The sequence below is a fragment of the Vibrio sp. Scap24 genome (assembly GCF_013394185.1).
GTDB lineage: Bacteria > Pseudomonadota > Gammaproteobacteria > Enterobacterales > Vibrionaceae > Vibrio > Vibrio pomeroyi.
Window position 1 is genome coordinate 888,313 of record NZ_CP041333.1, and the last position, 21,828, is coordinate 910,140.

Sequence of the window (21,828 nt, forward strand, 5' to 3'; positions counted from 1 at the left end):
TTTTTGATTCTTTATGCACAAAAATAAAAATATGAAAAATGTTGTATAAAAACTTGGTTTTCCAAAATGGTGTCCTTTAATGCCTCTAAATACGATCAGTTAGCTAGTAGCAACGGAGGCTGTAATGGCAGGCGAAAATAACCAAAACAACCAAAATGAAGATCTAAATGACGCGGTAGAACAAACGGACACGAACGACGCGGGTACACCCTCCCAGCAGCAGAATCAACAAAACCAACAGAATACAATTGCGTCTACGATAGCGACGGGTGCTGAAAACACCGACGCAGCAGACGAAATTAACCAAGCGTTGGAAGACAACCCAAGTGGCGCTGGTAATTCAGAAGAAGCAGCTGCTTCAGGTGGTGCGGTTCAAGAGGACACACCAGAAGGTGGTGGTGATTCAGATGCTGCTCAATCAAACGTTGTAGACAGTGCAGCTTCGGATGCTGGTTCAGGTGATGCAGCAGGCAGTGGCGGCGGTTCAGGTGCCGGTGCACAAGCTGTAGGCGGTGGTGAGAGTACAGCTTCTGAAGGTGGTTCAGATGCTGAAGGTAATGAAGAGCAGGGCCAAGCAGCGAGAACGTCAGCTGCACCTAGTGCGGATTCTTCTGGCTCTGACGAACAACCAGTAGGCGATGATTTAGATTCACAAACGGTAGAAGAGACTTTCGCCGTTGATGTTCAAGCTTCGGACGAAGAGACCATCAGCGAAGTAGAAGATGACTTTGATTCAGAGACGGTAAGTGAAACGTTCAAAATCAAAGTAGAAAGCGAAAATGATGCACCAGAAGCGGAACAAGATCTGGCTTATATCATGGATGAAGATGGCTCCATTACATTCACTCAAGAACAATTACTCGAATATGCAAGTGATGTAGATGGTGATGAGCTGGTTGCTTCAAACGTTCAAGTTGGTGCTGACGCTACAGTTCAAGATAATGGCGACGGTACGTTCACAGTTGTCCCTTCCGCTGATTTTAATGGCGAACTTGACCTTACTTTCGATATCAGTGACGGCCAAGAAACCATAAGCAGCGCCATCGATCTAACAGTTCGTCCTATTAATGACGCGCCTGTACCAGAAGATAAAACCTATGAAATTGAAGAAGATGGCACACTTGTTTTCACCGATGCTGATCTTCTAACAGGCGCGACCGACATTGAAGGCGACAACCTTTCTGTTGAAGGTGTTACCTACGATGGCGGCGATGGCATTCTTACCGACAACGGCAATGGCACATATACCTTTGCGCCAAATGAGAACTTCAATGGCGATGTAAACTTCAGCTTCGATGTGTCTGACGGCACCGATACGGTGTCTGCAAACATCGATGTAAGCGTAACTGCGGTTGATGATGCGCCAGTGTCGGGTGACTTAGCTTACTCAGTAGATGAAGATGGTTCTATCCGTCTAAGCCAAGAGCAGCTGTTGTCTCAAGCATCTGATGTTGAAGGCGATGACCTAACAGCAAGCAGTCTAACGGTTGATGGTGATGCGACAGTCACTCAAAATGAAGATGGCAGCTTTACGATCACGCCAGATGAGAACTTCAATGGTGACATTGATATCAGCTTTGATATCTCTGACGGCACCAACACGGTTCAAGCCTCAGCTGATCTAACTGTCAATCCAATCAATGACTTGCCAGTACCTCAAGATCAACAGTTCAGTGTTGAAGAAGACGGAACGTTAATCTTCACCGATGCCGACCTTCTAACAGGCGCGACAGACATTGAAGGCGACAACCTTTCCGTTGAAGGTGTTACCTACGATGGCGGTGACGGCATTCTTACCGATAACGGCAATGGCACCTACACCTTTGCGCCAAATGAAAACTTCAATGGTGACGTGAACTTCAACTTCGATGTGTCTGACGGTACTGGTACGGTATCTGCGAACATCGATGTAAGCGTTACCGCGGTGGATGATGCACCAGTCTCGGGTGACCTAGCGTACTCAGTTTACGAAGACGGTTCGATTCGCCTAAGCCAAGAGCAGCTGCTGTCGCAAGCATCCGATGTTGAAGGTGATGACCTCACAGCAAGCAGCCTAACGGTTGATGGTGATGCAACAGTCTCTCAAAATGAAGATGGCAGCTTTACTATTACGCCAGATGAGAACTTCAATGGTGACATCGATATCAGCTTTGATATCTCCGACGGCACGAATACGGTTCAAGCATCTGCTGACTTAACGGTTAATCCAATCAATGACTTGCCAGTCCCTCAAGATCAGCAGTTCAGTGTTGAAGAAGACGGTACGCTCATCTTCACCGATGCAGACCTTCTAACAGGTGCGACAGACATTGAAGGTGACAACCTTTCAGTTGAAGGTGTTACCTACGATGGCGGTGACGGTATCCTTACCGATAACGGCAATGGCACATACACCTTTGCGCCAAATGAAAACTTCAATGGTGACGTGAACTTCAACTTCGATGTGTCTGACGGTACTGATACGGTATCTGCGAACATCGATGTAAGCGTAACTGCGGTTGATGATGCGCCAGTGTCGGGTGACCTAGCGTATTCAGTAGATGAAGATGGTTCGATTCGTTTAAGCCAAGAGCAACTGCTATCGCAAGCATCTGATGTTGAAGGCGATGACCTAACTGCAAGTAGCCTAACCGTTGATGGTGATGCAACGGTTACTCAAAACGTAGATGGTAGCTTTACCATTACGCCAGATGAGAACTTCAATGGTGACATTGATATCAGCTTTGACATCTCAGATGGTACCAATACGGTTCAAGCATCTGCGGACTTAACCGTTAACCCAATCAATGACTTGCCAGTTCCTCAAGATCAACAATTCAGTGTCGAAGAAGACGGCACGCTGCAGTTTACTGATGCAGATCTGCTAACCGGTGCAACCGATATTGAAGGTGATGATTTAACGGTTGAAGGCATCAGCTATGAAGGGACTGATGGGGTACTGACAGATCATGGTGATGGCTCATACAGCTTCGCGCCAAATGAAAACTTCAGTGGTGATGTAAACTTCAGCTTCGATGTGTCTGATGGTACCGATACCGTATCTGCAAACATCGATGTCAGCGTAACTCCAGAGAATGATCCGCCAGTTGCAGGCTCTACGTCTTACACGGTTAATGAAGATAATTCGATTACCATTTCTGATGCACAACTATTGGCGAACTCTTCTGATATCGAAGGGGATGTATCAATAGACAGCGTGACTTATTCAGGTAGTGACGGTGTTCTTGAAATCAACGGTAACGGTACTTATACCTTCTCACCAAACGAGAACTTCAACGGCGAAATCGCCCTAGATGTTGTGGTTGCCGATGAAGAGGGTGCGACCGATGCGACAACTGCGGGTATCACCGTACTTGAAGTGAACGATCCGCCCGTTGCTGGCCCAACGTCTTACACTATTGATGAAGACTCTATACTTACATTCAGTGAGTCACAAGTGCTACTTAATGCTTCTGATGTTGAAGGTGATGTTGAGCTTGTTGGTATTAGTTACGACGGCCCAGATGGCATCTTCTCAGTCAATGGCGATGGGACATGTAGCTTTGCACCGAATGAGAACTTTAATGGCCAAGTTCAACTTGATGTGACCATTCGTGATGAAGATGGTGCAGAAGTTGATACTGTCATCAACGTCGATGTTCTGCCAATAAATGATGTACCAGTATCGGGTGATTTGGCTTACAACGTTAACGAAGACGGTTCAATCACCTTGAGCCAAGAACAACTACTATCTCAAGCATCGGATGTTGAGGGCGATGACCTAACGGCGAGCGACCTAACGGTTGATGGCAATGCGACAGTAACCGCTAATGATGACGGTAGCTTCACCATTGTTCCAGATGCGAACTTTAATGGTGACGTTGATATCCAATTCAACATCACAGATGGCACTGACACGGTTCAAGCCACCGCGGACTTAACCGTTAATCCTGTTAATGATTTACCGGTTCCTCAAGACCAACAATTCAGCATTGAAGAAGACGGCACACTGCAATTCACCGATGCTGACCTGCTTACTGGTGCAACCGATATTGATGGCGATGACCTCACCGTAGAAGGCATCAGCTACACCGGTGGTGACGGTGTATTAACAGACCATGGTGATGGTACTTATACCTTTGCACCAAACGAGAACTTCAATGGTGACGTGAACTTCAGTTTCGATGTCTCTGATGGCACAGAAACGGTTAGTGCAAACATTGATGTGAGTGTGACGCCTGAGAATGATCCGCCAGTTGCGGGTTCTACTTCGTACATGGTGAACGAAGACAATGCGATCACTATTTCTGATGAGCAATTATTAGCTAACTCTTCTGATATTGAAGGTGCGGTGTCTGTTGATAGCGTGACCTACAGCGGCACCGATGGTGTGTTCCAAGATAACGGCGACGGCAGTTACACCTTCCTTCCTAATGAAAACTTCAGCGGTGATATCAGCCTTGATGTGATTGTTGCAGATGAAGAGGGTGCAATTGATGAAACCACAGCAGGCATTACCGTTCTTGAAGTAAACGATCCGCCTGTTGCAGGGCCTACGTCTTACACGATTGATGAAGACTCTGTTCTAACGTTCAGTGAGTCTCAGATTCTTGTGAATGCTTCAGACGTTGAAGGTGACGTTGAGCTTGTCGGTATCAACTACGACGGGTCAGACGGTATCTTTACCGTCAATGGTGATGGAACATGCAGTTTCGCGCCAAATGAAAACTTCAATGGTCAGGTTCAACTTGATGTAACTATTCAAGATGAAAGTGGCGCTACGGTTGAAACGCATATCAATGTTGATGTACTACCAATTAACGATCCACCGGTATCTGGTGATCTGGCTTACACGATTAACGAAGACAGCTCAATCACGCTGACACAAGATCAATTGTTAGCACGAGCGGGTGACATCGATAGCGATAATCTAGAAGCGATTAATCTATCGACGGATGAAAATGCGACCATTCAACAAAACGAGGATGGCAGCTACACCATAACACCCGACGCTGATTACAACGGCGACCTAGACCTAAGCTTCGATATCATCGATAACGATGGTGGTGAGGTTCAAGTTGGTCTCGATATTACAGTTAATCCACTGAATGACTTGCCACAAGCGCAAGATCAACAGTTCACAATTGAAGAAGATGGCACATTACTGTTTACCGATGAAGACCTACTTGCTGGAGCATCGGATATTGATGGCGATGAGCTATCGATTGAAAATGTACTTTATACAGGTGCAGACGGTGTTCTAAGTGACAACGGTGATGGCACCTACAGCTTTGCACCAAACGAAAACTTCAATGGTGATGTTCAATTCTCATTCGATGTTTCTGATGGTACAGGTTCAACACCTGCCGTTATCGATGTTAGCGTAACGCCAGAGAATGATCCGCCTGTTGCGGGCTCAACCTCTTACACAGTTCAAGAAGATGGCCAAATCACTATCAGTGATGAGCAGCTATTAGCGAACTCTTCTGATGTTGAAGGCGATGTTTCACTATCAAGTGTTAGTTACACAGGTGACGACGGTTCGTTTGTTGATAACGGTAATGGCACATACACCTTCACGCCAAATGAAAACTTCGACGGTGATATCTCACTGGATGTTGTTGTCGTTGACGAAGATGGTGCAACGGCGACTACCACAGCAGGCATTGATGTTATTGCTGTGAATGACGGCCCTGAAACGTCTGGTATTCAGGCTGAAGTTGACGAAGATAATTCAATCACTATTACTCAAGATCAGTTACTTGCGAATGCAACTGACGTTGAAGGTGATGAGTTAACGGCGTCTAACCTTCAAACCAATGATCCTGACGCGACGATTGTTGCGAATGACGATGGTTCATTCACTATCACGCATACAGAGAACTTCAATGGCGAGTTGGACTTCACATACAGCATCAGTGATGGTGACAACGAAGTTCTGACCACACTCGATCTAACCGTTAATCCAGTTAATGATGCGCCAGAAGCCGGCGAAGAGATCTTCATTCAAGCACAAGAAGACCAAACGGTTGGTGTGACGCTTCGTGAAGAGCCAGCACTACGTCTGGATCAAGCGCCAGAAAACGGCATTATCGAAGCTAATCTTGATAATGAGTGGGTCGTACTCGAAGTTGGGCAAGAAGTACCAGCCGACACAGAAGTGCGCTTTGTACCAAGCGAAGACGCTTTAGCTGAGGGAACATATACCACGCAAATTGGTACCTTCGATGATAACGCGAGCGTTGATGATTGGGGCATAGAAGTTGACCCATACACGCGTGAGTTCTCGGATGGTGACTTAACGGTTACGGTTCAAAGTAACGATGATCCGCTGGGTGCGTGGAATGGTAATACGCACATTGGTCATGGTATCGGCGATACCGACCGTCAAGGCTTGAGTGGTGATGAAAAACTGACTATCTCGGTTGAAGGTCAAGACATCAATGAAATTAGCTTCCACCTAGATGGTTTGGGTGGCTGGTTTATGGAAGAGTCTCGCCACTTTACTGAAGTCGAAATTCGCGCCTTTAATGAAGACGGAGACATGATTGACTCGATGACTTACCACAAAGAAGACCGTGGTACTTTCGAGACAGACTACACGCTAACCGTTGATCAACCAGTGTCTTACTTTGAACTGGGTACAGTGCAAGGTAATGGTACTTACGTTGTTCAAAACATGACAGTGTCACAAACGTGTCATGATGAAGCCGTGTTCACATCGATTGGTGTAGATGGTTCTGAAATTACTGAAACGGTTGAATTGAACATCCATGCGGGTGACAACGAAATCGAACTAACGGCTGATCTTCCGAATATCACTATTGATACAGAAGGCTCAGCTCAGTTTGCTTCTGTTGTGATTACTGAAGAACAACTGCTAGCTCAGGCATCAGACATTGATGGCGATGATCTTGATATTCAAAATCTAGAGCTGGTGGGCGAAAACTCAGAACATGCAACACTAACAGATAACGGTGATGGCACTTGGACAGTAACACCGGATGAAAACTTCTATGGTGAAATTGAGCTAGGGTATCAAGTTAGCGATGGTGAGTTAACTGACGACAACATAATAAACATCAACTTCGAGTCGGTGAATGATGCGCCAATCGTTTCTGGTCCAATTGTTCTATCGACGGATGAAGACCAAGGTATCACGTTCAGCGCTGATGATTTGTTGGCGAATACCACAGATGTAGAGGGCGATACGCTGTCTATTTCTGACATCACTTATGGTGGTGATGACGGTGACTTAGTCGACAATGGTGATGGTACATTTACCTTTATGCCGAATGAAAACTTCAATGGTGAAATCGACATCGACTACAAGGTGTTCGATGGTACTGATGAAGTGGCAACGCACCTAGACCTAACGGTTGTGCCTGTTAACGATGTTCCAGTTCCAGGTGAACCGCTACACACCCAAATGCTTGAAAACGGCTCCATGATCATCGAAGCGAAAGATCTTCTATCTGGCGCGACAGATGTCGATGGTGACATTCTCCATGTCGAAAACCTATTACTTGCAGACCAAACGCAAGGTACGCTAACAGACAATGGCGATAACACCTTTACCTTTGAACCTGCTGAGAACTTTTATGGTGAAGTGAACCTGACCTTCGATATCAGTGATGGTCAAGCAAGCGCACCAAGCACGGCAAGAGTTGACGTTGAGATTGTCAACGAAGGCCCTGAAGTGAGCGGCCCAATTGAAGCGGCGGTTGATGAAGATGGCTCAATCACCATTACACAAGAGGACTTGTTAGCGAACGCGACGGATGTCGATGGTGACAATCTTGAAGCCGTTAACTTAGCGACCAACGATCCAAATGCGGTTATCGTAGAAAACTCAGACGGTAGTTTCACTATCACACCAAGCGCAGACTTCTTTGGTGAGATTGAGTTTACTTACGATGTGACAGATGCGATTGAGACAGTCGCTGCCGACCTTAACCTAACCGTAAATCCTATCAACGATGCACCAGATGTACCGGACATGTCTTTCACTACGGAAGACGGTCAAGCGATTACCATTACCGAAGCTGAGTTACTGGCACAAGCGACAGACATTGAAGGCGATGAGCTGTCTGTGGTGAATGTGACTAGCGCAAGCGACACGGTAGAAGTCACGGATAACGGTGATGGAACATATACATTAACGCCAGAACAGGGCTTCTTCGGCAATGTTGATCTAGCGTTTGATGTGAGCGACGGCATTGATGTGGTTGCTGCAAACATCGACCTGAAAGTTGAATTCGTCAATGACGCACCAGAAGCAACGCCAATGGTTGCGGATGTCGACGAAGACGGTTCAATTCTGGTTACGCAAGAGATGTTGCTAGAGAATGCGAGTGACCAAGATGGCGATGAGCTGTTTGCGAGTGCACTTGAAACCAACGATCCAAATGCGAGCATCGTAGACAATGGCGATGGCACTTACACGGTGACACCTTCGGAGAACTTCAACGGTGATATCGCATTCACTTATGAGGTGAGCGATGGTGAGCTAAGTACTTCTAATGACATGACATTGACCGTGAATCCGGTGAATGACATTCCAATTGTTGCTCCAGGCATGTACCACATCGAAGAGGATGGCAGCATCCTGTTTACTCAAGAAGATCTACTGAGTGGTGCGATTGATATTGATGGCGACGACCTAAGTGTTACCAGCATCAATTACTCTGGTGATGAAGGCACAGTAACCGATAACGGCGACGGCACGTTCAGCTTCGTTCCTGAAGAGCACTTTAGCGGTGATCTACAGTTCAGCTTTACCGTGACCGACGGCACAACTGAAGTAGAGCAAGACCTCAATGTTCACATTGAAGCGGTCGCGGATGCGCCGGATCTTGTGATTACCGATGGCGATGGCGTTAACGTTGATGACCAAGCTATTTTGGTTGAGCCAGGCGGCATTGTTGAACTGAACATTGCAGCGGCACTTGTCGACCAAGACTTGTCTGAAACACTCACTGTAACGGTAGATGGTGTGCCAGAAGGCTCGGTTATCCAATACGATAACGAAGGCGTTCTGAATGACCAAGAGAACGGTATCACCAGTTACAACGATACTGAAATCACAGTAACGTTTGAAGGCGAAACTGCGGGTTACCAAAACGCAGCGGGTTACTACAAAGTAGACGAAGACGGCAACATCACAGGTGTTGAAGTTGTCTACGAGAACGCATCGCAAGTTGGCGGCGGTGGTGACCTTGTCCCAGGGCAAGATCAATTCAGCTTCCAAGTTGCAGAAGGTGAAAGCTTCAACCTGTTCTTGATTCCAAACGGACATCAGCACAACAACTTTGACACAATGCAAGACGGTCAGTATGAGTTCCGTGCTGAGGATGGTTCGCCTGCAAACATGGACACGGTTGATCCTCAACTTGTGTTTGTTGCTGCCGATGGCACTGAAACAGTGATTCAAGGCCAGAATGGCGATGCGATCTTCCACGGTGGTTCAAGTGCTCAACTAAACCAAGATGGTATCGAACATACTCGCACCACGGTTAATGAAGACGGTGAGCTGGTTTACGGGTTTGAAGATCTTTATGGCGGCGGTGACGCTGACTATACCGATTTCAACTTCACGATTGATGTGGGTGAGGTGAACAGCCAAATCTATAGTGGTGAAGTGACTGTTGGCCCAGATGGTTCTGTAACGCTACCCACAACGGCAATCGCACAAGAACTGCAAATCCAGTTACCAGAAGATTTCAATGAACAGCTTGAAGTTCATGTAACCGCAACCGCCACAGAGCTATCGAATGATGATTCTGAAACGGTATCTCAAACCATCTACATTAATGCGACAGGCGCGCACATTGAACATGCACCTGAAGCACTCCCTGTTGCAGCAACGGTGGAAGAAGATGGTTCAATTATCATCACGCAAGAAGACTTGTTGGCTAACGCTCGCGATTTAGATGGCGACCAACTCACAGCGCTTAACTTGGCAACTGATGATGACAATGTGACCATCACGGATAACGGCGATGGTACTTACACACTAACGCCAGACGCTGACTTCAACGGTGACGTTAACTTCACCTTCGATGTATCGGATGGTGATGATGTTGTCTCTACCAACCTAGAGCTAACAGTTTCACCTGTGAATGACGGTCCAGAAGCACAAGATCAAGCGTTCACAGTTAACGAAGATGGTGTATTAACCTTCACAGACCAAGACCTATTAACGGGTGCTACGGACATTGAAGGGGATGATCTAAGCGTTGACGGTGTCACTTACACTGGTGCCGATGGTGTCCTAACTGATAACGGTGACGGTACATACAGCTTCGCGCCGAACGAAAACTTCAACGGCGATGTGAACTTCTCGTTTGATGTGTCAGATGGTACAGATACCGTCACTGCGAATGTTGATGTGAGCGTGACGCCAGAGAACGATCCTCCTGTGGCTGGCAGCACGTCTTACACTGTTCATGAAGATAACTCCATCACCATCAGTAACGAACAATTGCTTGCGAACTCTTCGGATATCGAAGGTGAAGTGGCGATTGATAGCGTGACTTACAGTGGTAGCGATGGTGTGCTTGAAATCAACGGTAACGGCACTTACACCTTTTCTCCAAACGAGAACTTTAATGGTGAAGTTAGCCTAGATGTTGTTGTGACGGATGAAGATGGAGCGACTGAAGCCACCACCGCAGGCATTACTGTTCTTGAGGTGAATGATCCGCCGGTTGCAGGTCCAACATCGTACACAATCGACGAAGATTCAGTTCTGACATTCAGCGAGTCTCAAGTTCTACTCAATGCTTCAGATATTGAAGGCGATGTTGAGCTTGTTGAGATCAACTACGATGGTCCTGACGGCATCTTCTCTATCAATGGTGATGGCACATGTAGCTTTGCACCGAATGAAAACTTCAACGGCCAAGTGCAATTGGATGTGACCATTCAAGATGAAGACGGTGCTCAAGTAGATACCTACATTACGGTAGATGTGTTGCCAATCAATGATGTTCCAGTATCGGGAGATTTGGCATACAGCGTTGAGGAAGACGGTTCAATTACCTTGAGCCAAGAGCAACTTCTTTCTCAAGCGAATGATGTAGACGGTGATGACTTAACCGCTTCCAACTTAATGGTTGATGGCGATGCGACGGTTACCGCTAATGATGACGGTAGCTTTACCATCACACCAGATGCGAACTTCAACGGTGATATTGACCTAACGTTCGACATCAATGACGGGGCAGAGACTCTTGTTGCTACCGCTGACCTAACGGTGAATCCAGTTAACGATTTACCACAACCGCAAGACCAAACGTTCAGCATTGGCGAAGACGGCGTCTTGAACTTCACAGATGAAGACCTGTTAACGGGCGCTACTGATATCGATGGGGATGACTTGTCGGTTGAAGGTGTGACTTACACAGGTGCCGATGGTGTTCTTACCGATAACGGTGATGGCAGTTATAGCTTCGCACCAAATGAGAACTTCAATGGTGACGTGAACTTCAGCTTTGATGTGTCAGATGGTACGGACACGGTTCAAGCCAATATCGATGTGAGTGTGACACCAGAGAATGATCCACCTGTTGCTGGTAGCACGTCTTATACCGTCCATGAAGACAACTCAATTACCATCAGTGATGAGCAGCTTCTAGCGAACTCTTCGGATATCGAAGGTGATGTTGCCGTCGATAGCGTGACTTACTCTGGCACAGACGGTGTCTTTGAAGACAACGGCGATGGTACTTACACCTTCTTACCAAACGAAAACTTCAACGGTGAAGTGAGCCTAGATGTTGTCGTAGCGGATGAAGATGGCGCGACCGAAGCGACAACCGCAGGCATTACAGTTCTTGAGGTGAACGATCCGCCAATCGCAGGTGTAACAACTTACTCTGTGAATGAAGATGAAGTGATTACCATCAGTTCTGAACAGCTGTTGGCGAATGCTTCAGATATCGAAGGTGAAGTGGCGATTGATAGCGTTAACTACACCGGTTCAGATGGTATCTTTACTGACAACGGTGATGGTACGTTCAGCTTCGCACCGAACGCAAACTTCGACGGTGATGTCAGCCTTGATGTGGTCGTGACCGATGAAGATGGCGCAACCGCAACCACCACAGCAAACATTGATGTTCTGCCTGTGAACGATGCTCCGGTATCAGGTGAGTTGGCGTACAGTGTTGATGAAGATGGTTCGATTAACCTAAGCCAAGAGCAGTTACTTGCTCAAGCGGGTGACGTTGATGGTGACGACCTATCGGCATCTAACCTAACCGTTGACGGCAATGCGACAGTAACAGCAAACGACGACGGTAGCTTCACTATAACGCCAGATGCTGACTTCAATGGCGACATTGATTTGAACTTCGACATTACCGATGGTGATGCGACGATTCAAGCAACGGCTGACCTAACGGTTAACCCAGTCAACGACCTACCAACCGTCGGCGAGCCACAATTTGTGACTCAAGAGGACACCAGCTTCACCTTCACTGAAGAGCAGCTACTGCAAAATGCAGGCGATATTGATGGCGACAACTTGTCGGTCGAAAATGTCGCCTCTGATAGCGGTTCATTGGTGGACAACGGTGATGGTACTTACACATTTGCGCCGAATGAAAACTTCGATGGCAATGTTAATGTGACGTTCGATGTGAATGATGGCACGGCAACAGTACCTGCAGAAGCGACGATTGACGTTCAATCTGTGGTTGATATGCCAGAGCTGTCGATTGCGTCTGACTTGGTGATTGCTTCCGATAACTTCGAGTCTGGCTCGAATGGTTGGAACACAGGCACAGAAAGCTCACAAGGCTTCGAGTCGGGCGACATGTTGGGTCGTATCGGTGGCACAGGCGGCGATGAAACAGTCAGCAAAACCTACGACATTCCAAGTGATGTGAGTGAGGTTAATATCTCGTTCAGCTTCTACGAAATCGACTCTTGGGATGGTGAGTCCTTCCAAATCTTTGTTGGTGGCGAAGAGCTAACTACGCTAGATAACTCTGCGTTCCGTACTCAAGATGGCACGACAACGCTTTACGATTCAGAAGGAAATGAAGTCGGCGAAGTGGTTCACGGCGTATCGCAAGGTGAGGGCTTCAGTGGTTGGAATGACCAAGCACACCAAATCAACCTAACGGTACCCGTTGAAGACGGCCAACTTGAACTCGGCTTCGGTTCAACGTTGAATCAAAGCGTCAATGACGAGTCGTTTGGTATCGACAACATCGAAATCTCAGTGTCAGAGGCGGATTACCAAATCATTGGTACTGAAGACACACCAGTTCCACTGGATATTGATGCTGCACTAACGGATACCGATGGTTCAGAAAACCTCGCTATCTTGATTGAAGATGTACCAGAGGGAAGTTCGCTTTCTGCAGGTACAGACAACGGCGATGGCACATGGTCTCTACAGCCAGAAGAACTTGCAGGGTTAGAGTTTATTCCTTCAGGGGATTTCAATGGCGATGTGGTGCTAACGGTTAATGCGACATCAACGGATGTTGATACCGGTACAACCGCAACAGCTACGCAAGATGTGACGATTCATATCTCGCCTGCGAACGATGCGCCAGAGGTAGAAGGTGATATCAGCGCGGTTACTGCCGAAGACAACAGCATTACGCTAACTCAAGAGCAGTTGCTAGAGCACGCTGTCGATATTGATGGTGATGATCTATCCGCAATCAACCTAACCACCAATGATGAAAATGCGACCGTTGAAATGAACGACGATGGCAGTTTCACCATTACACCAAGTGAAAACTTCAACGGTAATATCGAATTTAGTTACGATGTCACTGATGGAGAAGACATGGTGGCAGCAGGCCTAGACTTGACGGTAACACCAGTCAATGACGCGCCAGAGCCACAAGATCAAGCATTCACCATTGGTGAGGATGGTGTTCTTAACTTCACAGACGAAGACCTACTAACGGGTGCTACGGATGTTGAGGGTGACACACTAACGGTTGAAAGCGTGACCTATACGGGCGCTGACGGTGTACTTACTGATAATGGTGATGGCAGTTACAGCTTCGCACCTAACGAGAACTTCAATGGTGATGTGAACTTTAGCTTTGACGTGTCAGATGGCACCGATACGGTCCAAGCCAACATTGATGTGAGTGTCACACCAGAGAACGATCCACCGGTGGCAGGCAGCACGTCTTACACGGTTCACGAAGACAACTCAATCACCATCAGTAACGAGCAGCTATTGGCTAACTCTTCTGATGTTGAAGGTGAAGTAGCGATTGATAGCGTGTCTTACACTGGCAGTGATGGTGTGTTCGAAGACAACGGTGATGGCACGTACACCTTCTCACCAAACGAGAACTTCAATGGCGAAGTGAGCTTGGCCGTTGTTGTCACTGATGAAGACGGTGCAACTGAAGCGACTACAGCTGGAATTACCGTTCTTGAGGTTAACGATCCACCAATCGCTGGCTCTACGAGCTATTCAGTGAATGAAGACGAAGTTATCACCATCAGTTCAGAGCAACTGTTGGCGAACTCTTCAGACGTTGAAGGTGAAGTGGCGATTGATAGCGTGAACTACACAGGCGCTGACGGTATCTTTACTGATAATGGCGATGGAACATTCAGCTTCGCGCCAAACGCAAACTTCGATGGCGATGTTAGCCTTGATGTAGTAGTTACCGATGAGGACGGTGCAACGACAGCCACAACGGCAAGCATTGATGTTCTGCCAATTAATGATCCACCAGTATCGGGCGACTTGGCGTACAGCATTGATGAAGATGGTTCGATTACTCTGACTCAAGAGCAATTGTTATCTCAAGCATCGGATGTTGACGGCGATGACCTAACGGCAAGCAACCTAAGTGCGGGTGATAACGCGACTGTTGTTGATAATGGCGATGGTACCTTTACGGTGACACCAGATGCTGACTTCAACGGTAACATCGACCTAAGCTTCGACATCTCTGATGGTACAGAATCGATTGTGGCGAACGCTGACCTAACCGTTAACCCAATCAATGACCTACCAACCAGCGATGATGTTTATGCCAACGTAGACGAAGACAACACCATCACTATCACGCAGGAGCAGTTACTTGCGAATGCCGCGGATATTGAAGGTGATGAGCTTGTGGCTTCTAACCTAACCTTGGTGGGAGACGATGCAACCATTGTTGATAATGGCGATGGCACATTCTCTATCACTCCAAGCGAAAACTTCAATGGTTACATTGATGTCGCGTACAGCATTAGCGATGGTGACACGCCGATCGCCGCTAACTTAGGCCTAACGGTTGACCCAGTTAACGATGCTCCAATTGTCTCTGCTGATGTGGCGATAACCATCGAAGAAGACGGTTCGTACACCATCACTCAAGAAGAGTTGCTGCAATTCGCGACTGACATCGAAGACGATGACATGACCGCGATTATTGGTGCTGCAGGTGATGAAACAACGGTCACGGGTACAGTGTTAGACGCTGAAACCAGTAACCCAGTCTCTGGCGCTGAAGTGACGTTAACCGACAGTGCAGGGCACAGCTACACCACAGTTACTGATGATTTAGGAAACTACTCGGTGACTGGCGCAGTCGTCGACCAAGGTACCGTAACCATTGAGCAAGAAGGCTCTATCACCAGCAGCTTCATTGTCCCAGCGGGCGAGGATGTAAATGGTGGCGTGACCGCAATATCTGAAGTGCTTGAAGAAACAGATATGCGTATCGTGGTGACCTGGGGTGAAAGCCCACGTGATATGGATAACCACCTATGGCTCTACGATACCGAGAATGGTAACGAGCTAGACCATATTTACTACCGAGACATGAGCCATGATCTTGGTGAAGGTAACGTAGTTCAGCAAGATGTGGATGATGTAAATGGCCATGGCCCTGAAACTATCACCATTCCGAACTACCAAGATGCAGATATGCACTATTCAGTACACAACTACACCAACAGAAGTTGGGATGTGGATGGTGTTGAAGATGTGCAAGTTCAGGTGTTCGTTGGCGATACGCTAGTAGAAACCTTCAGCCCAGATTTAGCGGATAACCCATCGGGTGATCACTGGCATGTATTCGATATCGTGAACGGTGTGATTGTTCCAAGCCAAGATGTCGGTACACAAAACGCGTTTGATTTGCCAACCGCAGAAGAAGCCCTGGCGAATGAAAACGGTATTGATATCTCTGAATTGCTAAGTGGCGACGAAGATGGCGACTCGGGTGATACGGATGGTAACGAACCAAGTATAGGTGACATTTCCATCGACAACGCGCTAATCACTGATAACGGTGATGGCACTTACACCATTACGCCGGAAGAGAACTTCAACGGTGAATTCTCCATTAGCTACAACGTGGATGATGGTAACGGTGGGGTGACTCCAGCTGAGCTTGATGTGACCGTAACGGCAGTCAACGACCTTTCTGTTATTTACGATCACGATTACACCATTAATGAAGATGGCTCGTTGACCTTCACTGATGAGCAGTTACTGGCTGGTGCAACGGATATCGATGGCGACGACCTTTCTGTTGAATCGGTTAACTACGAAGGCACCGATGGTGTGTTCACGGATAATGGCGATGGCAGTTATACCTTCGCTCCAAACGAGAACTTCAATGGCAGCGTCGACCTTACTTACGATGTCAGCGATGGCACCGATGTGGTATCGGCAAACATTGATGTTCAAGTTGTTCCAATCAATGACGTACCTGTAGCAGGCTCAACCTCTTACAGCGTTGAAGAAGATGGCAGTATCACCCTAAGCGATGCACAACTTCTGGCGAACAGCTCAGACGTTGAAGGGGATGTCTTTGTTAGCGATGTTAGCTACAGCGGCACAGATGGTGTGTTCACGGATAATGGTGATGGCACTTACACCTTCTCGCCGAACGAAAACTTTAACGGCGACATCAGTCTTGATGTGTCTGTTATGGATGAGGATGGCGCAACGGCTGAAACAACGGCAGGCATCGATGTTATTGCTGTCAATGACCTACCGGTTGCAGGCTCAACGACTTACAGCGTTGATGAAGATAATGTGATTATTATCTCTGATGCTCAGCTGCTTGCGAACAGCTCGGACATTGAAGGTGATGTATCCGTTAGTGATGTTTCTTACTCGGGTGCAGACGGTATCTTTACTGATAATGGAGATGGTACTTACAGCTTCGCACCAAATGAAAACTTCAACGGAAATGTCAGCCTAGATGTGACTGTTGCCGATGAAGACGGTGCAACCGCGCAAACCACTGCGGGTATTGACGTTATCGCAGTCAACGACGCTCCAGTCTCGGGCGATTTGGCTTACTCCGTGGACGAAGATGGTTCCATCACTCTAAGCCAAGAGCAATTGCTAGCTCAAGCTTCTGATGTGGATGGCGATGACCTTACCGCTGCAAACCTAACGGCAGGTGACAACGCAACAGTAACGGCAAATGATGATGGTTCATTTACCATCACACCAGATGCTGACTTCAATGGCGACATTGACCTAAGCTTCGACTTGTCTGACGGCACTGAAACGGTTGTCGCAACGGCAGATCTTACTGTTAATCCAGTGAATGATGTCGCGGTTGTTGAAGATGTGGCTTACACCATTGAAGAAGACGGTTCATTAACCTTTACGGATGAGCAGCTGCTAGCGGGCGCTTCTGATATAGATGGTGATGAGCTTTCAGTTGCTGATGTGTATTACACAGGCGCAGAGGGTGTGTTCACCGACAATGGTGATGGTACTTACACCTTCGCTCCAAATGAAAACTTCAATGGCGAAGTAAGCCTGGACTTCTCAGTATCTGACGGTACAGAGACGGTTGATGCAAACATCGACGTAACGGTAACAGAGGTTAACGACGCACCAGTGGCGGGCACAACGTCTTACCAAATGAACGAAGATGGCACCATCACACTGAGCCCTGAGCAGTTGATTGCGAATAGCTCAGATGTAGATGGTGAAGTATCGCTTGATAGTGTTAGCTATTCAGGTGCAGACGGTATCTTGGTTCAAAATGAAGATGGTTCAGTTACCTTCGCTCCAAATGAAAACTTTAACGGCGACATCAGTCTTGATGTGACGGTTATTGATGACGATGGCGCAACGGCTGAAACAACGGCTGGTATTGAAGTAATTGCTGTCAACGACGCTCCAGTAGCCGGAAACGTGGCTTACTCGGTTGATGAAGATGGTTCAATTACGCTATCTCAAGAACAGTTGTTGGCGAACGCTTCCGATGTTGATGGCGATGTACTGACCGCAAGTAACTTATCTGCTGGTGACAATGCAACCGTAACAGCAAACGAAGATGGTTCATTTACTATCATGCCGGATGCTGATTTCAACGGTGACATTGACCTAAGCTTCGATGTGTCCGATGGCCTTGAAACGGTTCAAGCTGGCGTCGACCTAACGGTTAACCCAGTCAATGACCTGCCAACAGCAGAAAATCAAAGCTTCACCGTCGAGGAAGATGGAACGCTAATCTTCACGGATGCAGACCTACTAGCAGGCGCTGCAGACATTGACGGCGATGACTTGTCTATCACGGATGTGTCTTACACGGGCGCAGAAGGTGTGTTCACTGATAACGGTGATGGCACTTACAGCTTTGCTCCGAACGAAAACTTCAATGGCGATGTAAATCTTGGCTTCACAGTGTCTGACGGCACTGAGACAGTCGATGCCAATATTGATGTGACGGTAACGGATGTAAACGATGCACCAGTGGCGGGTTCAACGTCTTACCAAATGAACGAAGATGGCACGATTACCATTAGCTCTGAGCAGTTGATTGCGAACAGTTCAGACGTTGATGGTGAAGTGTCGCTTGAAAGCGTGATTTACACTGGCTCTGACGGCGAATTGGTTCAAAACGATGATGGTTCTGTGACCTTCACGCCGAGTGAGAACTTTAACGGTGATATCAGCCTAGATGTGGTTGTAACCGACGATGACGGTGCAACAGCCACAACAACGGCGGGTATTGAAGTTCTAGCCGTGAACGATGGTCCTGAATCTGAGGATGTGAAACTCACCACAGCCGAAGACAGCACCATTCTTATCACACAAGACATGCTATTGGCTCAAGCTACCGACATCGATAACACCACAGATGAGCTGTCAGCATCTGGCCTACAAATCGACCCAAGCTTGGGTGAGTTGCTAGACAACGAAGATGGTACTTGGTCATTCACACCAAACGAGAACTTCAATGGCGATGTGCCAATGACGTTTAACGTTAGCGATGGCCAAGAGACAATCTCAGTCGACGGCAACATCGATGTCACGCCAGTGAACGATGCGCCTGAAGCGCCAACCATTGAGATGCAAGGCGAAGAAGATGTGGTCATGGTGATTGACCCGGCTTACATCGCGGATCAAGTCACAGACCTCGATGGTGACGAGATCAGCATCGAAAGCATTACGGTTCGTGCTCCAGCTAATGCGACCTTAACTCAGCAGCCAGATGGCATGTATCACTTAGTAACTACTCAGGACTTCAATGGCTTGGTAGAACTGGGTTATCAAGCAACCGATGGAGAAGAAGTGGTTGATGGTTCGCTGAATGTGGATGTCATTCCCGTTAACGACGCTCCATTCAATGTCGGTAACGCGATGATGACCACAGACGAAGATGGCGCGTTCACCTTCGATGCGGGCGACTTGATGAACTTGTTCGGTGATATTGATACGGCTGACCTTGTGGTTTCGCGCATCATCACTGCAGACGGTGAAGATGGCGGAGAAGTAACAGACAACGGCGATGGTACTTGGACATTTACACCAACGGGTGACTTTGCAGGCGTATCAGACCTACAAGTTGTCGTGAGTGACGGTGAGTTTGAAACGGTTCTCGATGTTCCTGTGTACGTACGTCCTGTTGCAGATGGCGCGGTTATCTCAACTGACCATGACGGTCCATTAGTCTTCGGTGAAGATGAAACCGGTCACTTAGGACTGAATGTTGGCCTAGTCGATGATTCAGAAACGCTAAGTAACTTAGTGATGACAGGTTTCCCTGTTGGGTTCGAGGTCACCGATGGCGTGAACACTGTGATGATCACTGAGCCGGGTCAATACATCGACCTGTTCGACTGGGATATCTCGAACATTCAAATGACGCCTCCTGAAGATTTCCATGGTGAGTTCTTCGTCACCGTAAGTGCAACAACCGTTGATTACGGAGATGAACCAGAAGCGTTTGATGATGGCATCGATACTGGTGATTTCGAAACGGTGGCGGGTGATTCCATCATCCTAACCGCGGATGACCTAATTGGATTGGCTGAGAATGTGGATGCAGACAGCGACGATGAAGTGAAGTTAGTTCATCTAGCAGACCGCAGCCAAGGTGAGATTGCCGATAATGGCGATGGCACTTGGACGTTCACACCAGCACCTGGCTTTACTGGCGAAGCAGACATTGCTTACGTGGTCGATAAAGATGGCGTGCTTCATGATGAGCAAACTGGCGTGGTTGTGAAAGAGGGCGATTCACAAGAGAATGCAGCGCCTGAAGTTAACAGCATCACAACGACCGAAATCGCAGCGGAAGCAACCTTATCGTTCACTGATCAAGACATGTTAGCGAACCTGAGCGATGCAGAAGGCGATAGCATGAGCATTGAGTCAGTCAGCTTGATGGAAGGTCAGGGTGTGATCGAGAGCGATAACCAGGGTAACTATCAATTCACACCTGCTGAAGATTACACCGGCGATGTTCAAGTTGGGTTTATAGCAACTGATGGCGAAAACCGCATCGAAAGCTTCTTTAACGTGGATATCCAAGGTAGCGATGAAGCAGCAGCGAGTGAAGGCTATGCCTTAGCGGATGATGGTTCACTAACTATCACAGAGTCTCAACTGGTGGATGAGTTGGGCGTTAGCGATACAGCACAAGTTGTTGATGTTGCAGACGCGAACGATGCAGGCTTCTTCGCTGAATCTGGTGAAGGCGAATGGACATACTGGCCAAACGAAGACTTCGACGGCAACTTAGCGATGAATGTCGACGTTAACGATGGTGGTGAAGTATCAAGCCATAGCTTAAGCATCCAAGTAGCCGATGACTCAGCACAGAGTGATGAACCACAAGTGCAAGCCGCTCAAGCTACTGAAGAGCAGCAAGTGGAAGTCGCACAACAAGCTGATGACCAAGCTCAAGACAGTGAAACAGAAGCCGAAGACAGCGTTGCTGACGTGACAGCGGCTGCGGGCGATACCATCTCTATCTCGATTCCAGATGAGGTGAGTGGTAACGAGTCGGTTGATTACGCTGAAATGTCTGGCTTACCTGAAGGCTCTACAGTGAGTAACGCACTGGACAATGGTGATGGTAGCTTCACAATCAGCGGCAACTTAGAGCAGTCGGTATCGGTTGAACTTCCTGAGGGTTACGAAGGTACTAGCGAGATCCAATTCCAAGGTTACGACGAATTGGGTAGCTCAATAGACGGTGCAAGTGGCTCTGTTGAAGTTGAGGTTGATGATCAATACACCATGCAAGGTTCTACTCAAGAGCAGCAACCAGACATGGCCGGTATGGAATCTGGTGGCAGCGATTGGACAAGTGCGGGTGGTCAAGACCAAGGTGTTGACTTCACGGACGACTCTGGAAGCTTCGATTCAGACTCTCAAACTGGAACCGATCAAGGCAACGACTTCGATCAAAGCTCGATCTAACCAGAAAGGTTGGGTTCGTTTGAGCCCACACACAGATAGGGCAGCGTAATGTTGCCCTCATCAAAGCCATGCAGAGCGAGCCTTGCATGGCTTTTTTATTTGTGCGGTCTTACTCGTTACTTGCTATGACAAATTGCTGTTAAAAACTGGACATTAAAACTTGTGAACCAATAAAAATG

The 21,828-nt window shown here is 47.6% G+C and carries 1 protein-coding gene; it reads left to right on the top strand.

Annotated elements, in window-relative coordinates; translation table 11 throughout:
• Positions 1-124: 124 nt before the first annotated feature.
• Positions 125-21,649, top strand: a complete 21,525-nt coding sequence (locus tag FLM53_RS19510) for a tandem-95 repeat protein (protein ID WP_176679765.1) — start codon at positions 125-127, stop codon at positions 21,647-21,649.
• Positions 21,650-21,828 lie beyond the last annotated feature (179 nt).

What these genes read in the sequence shown, in the direction of transcription:
- FLM53_RS19510 (WP_176679765.1), top strand. Translation starts at nt 125, where the DNA reads ATGGCAGGCGAAAATAACCAAAACAACCAAAATGAAGATCTAAATGAC.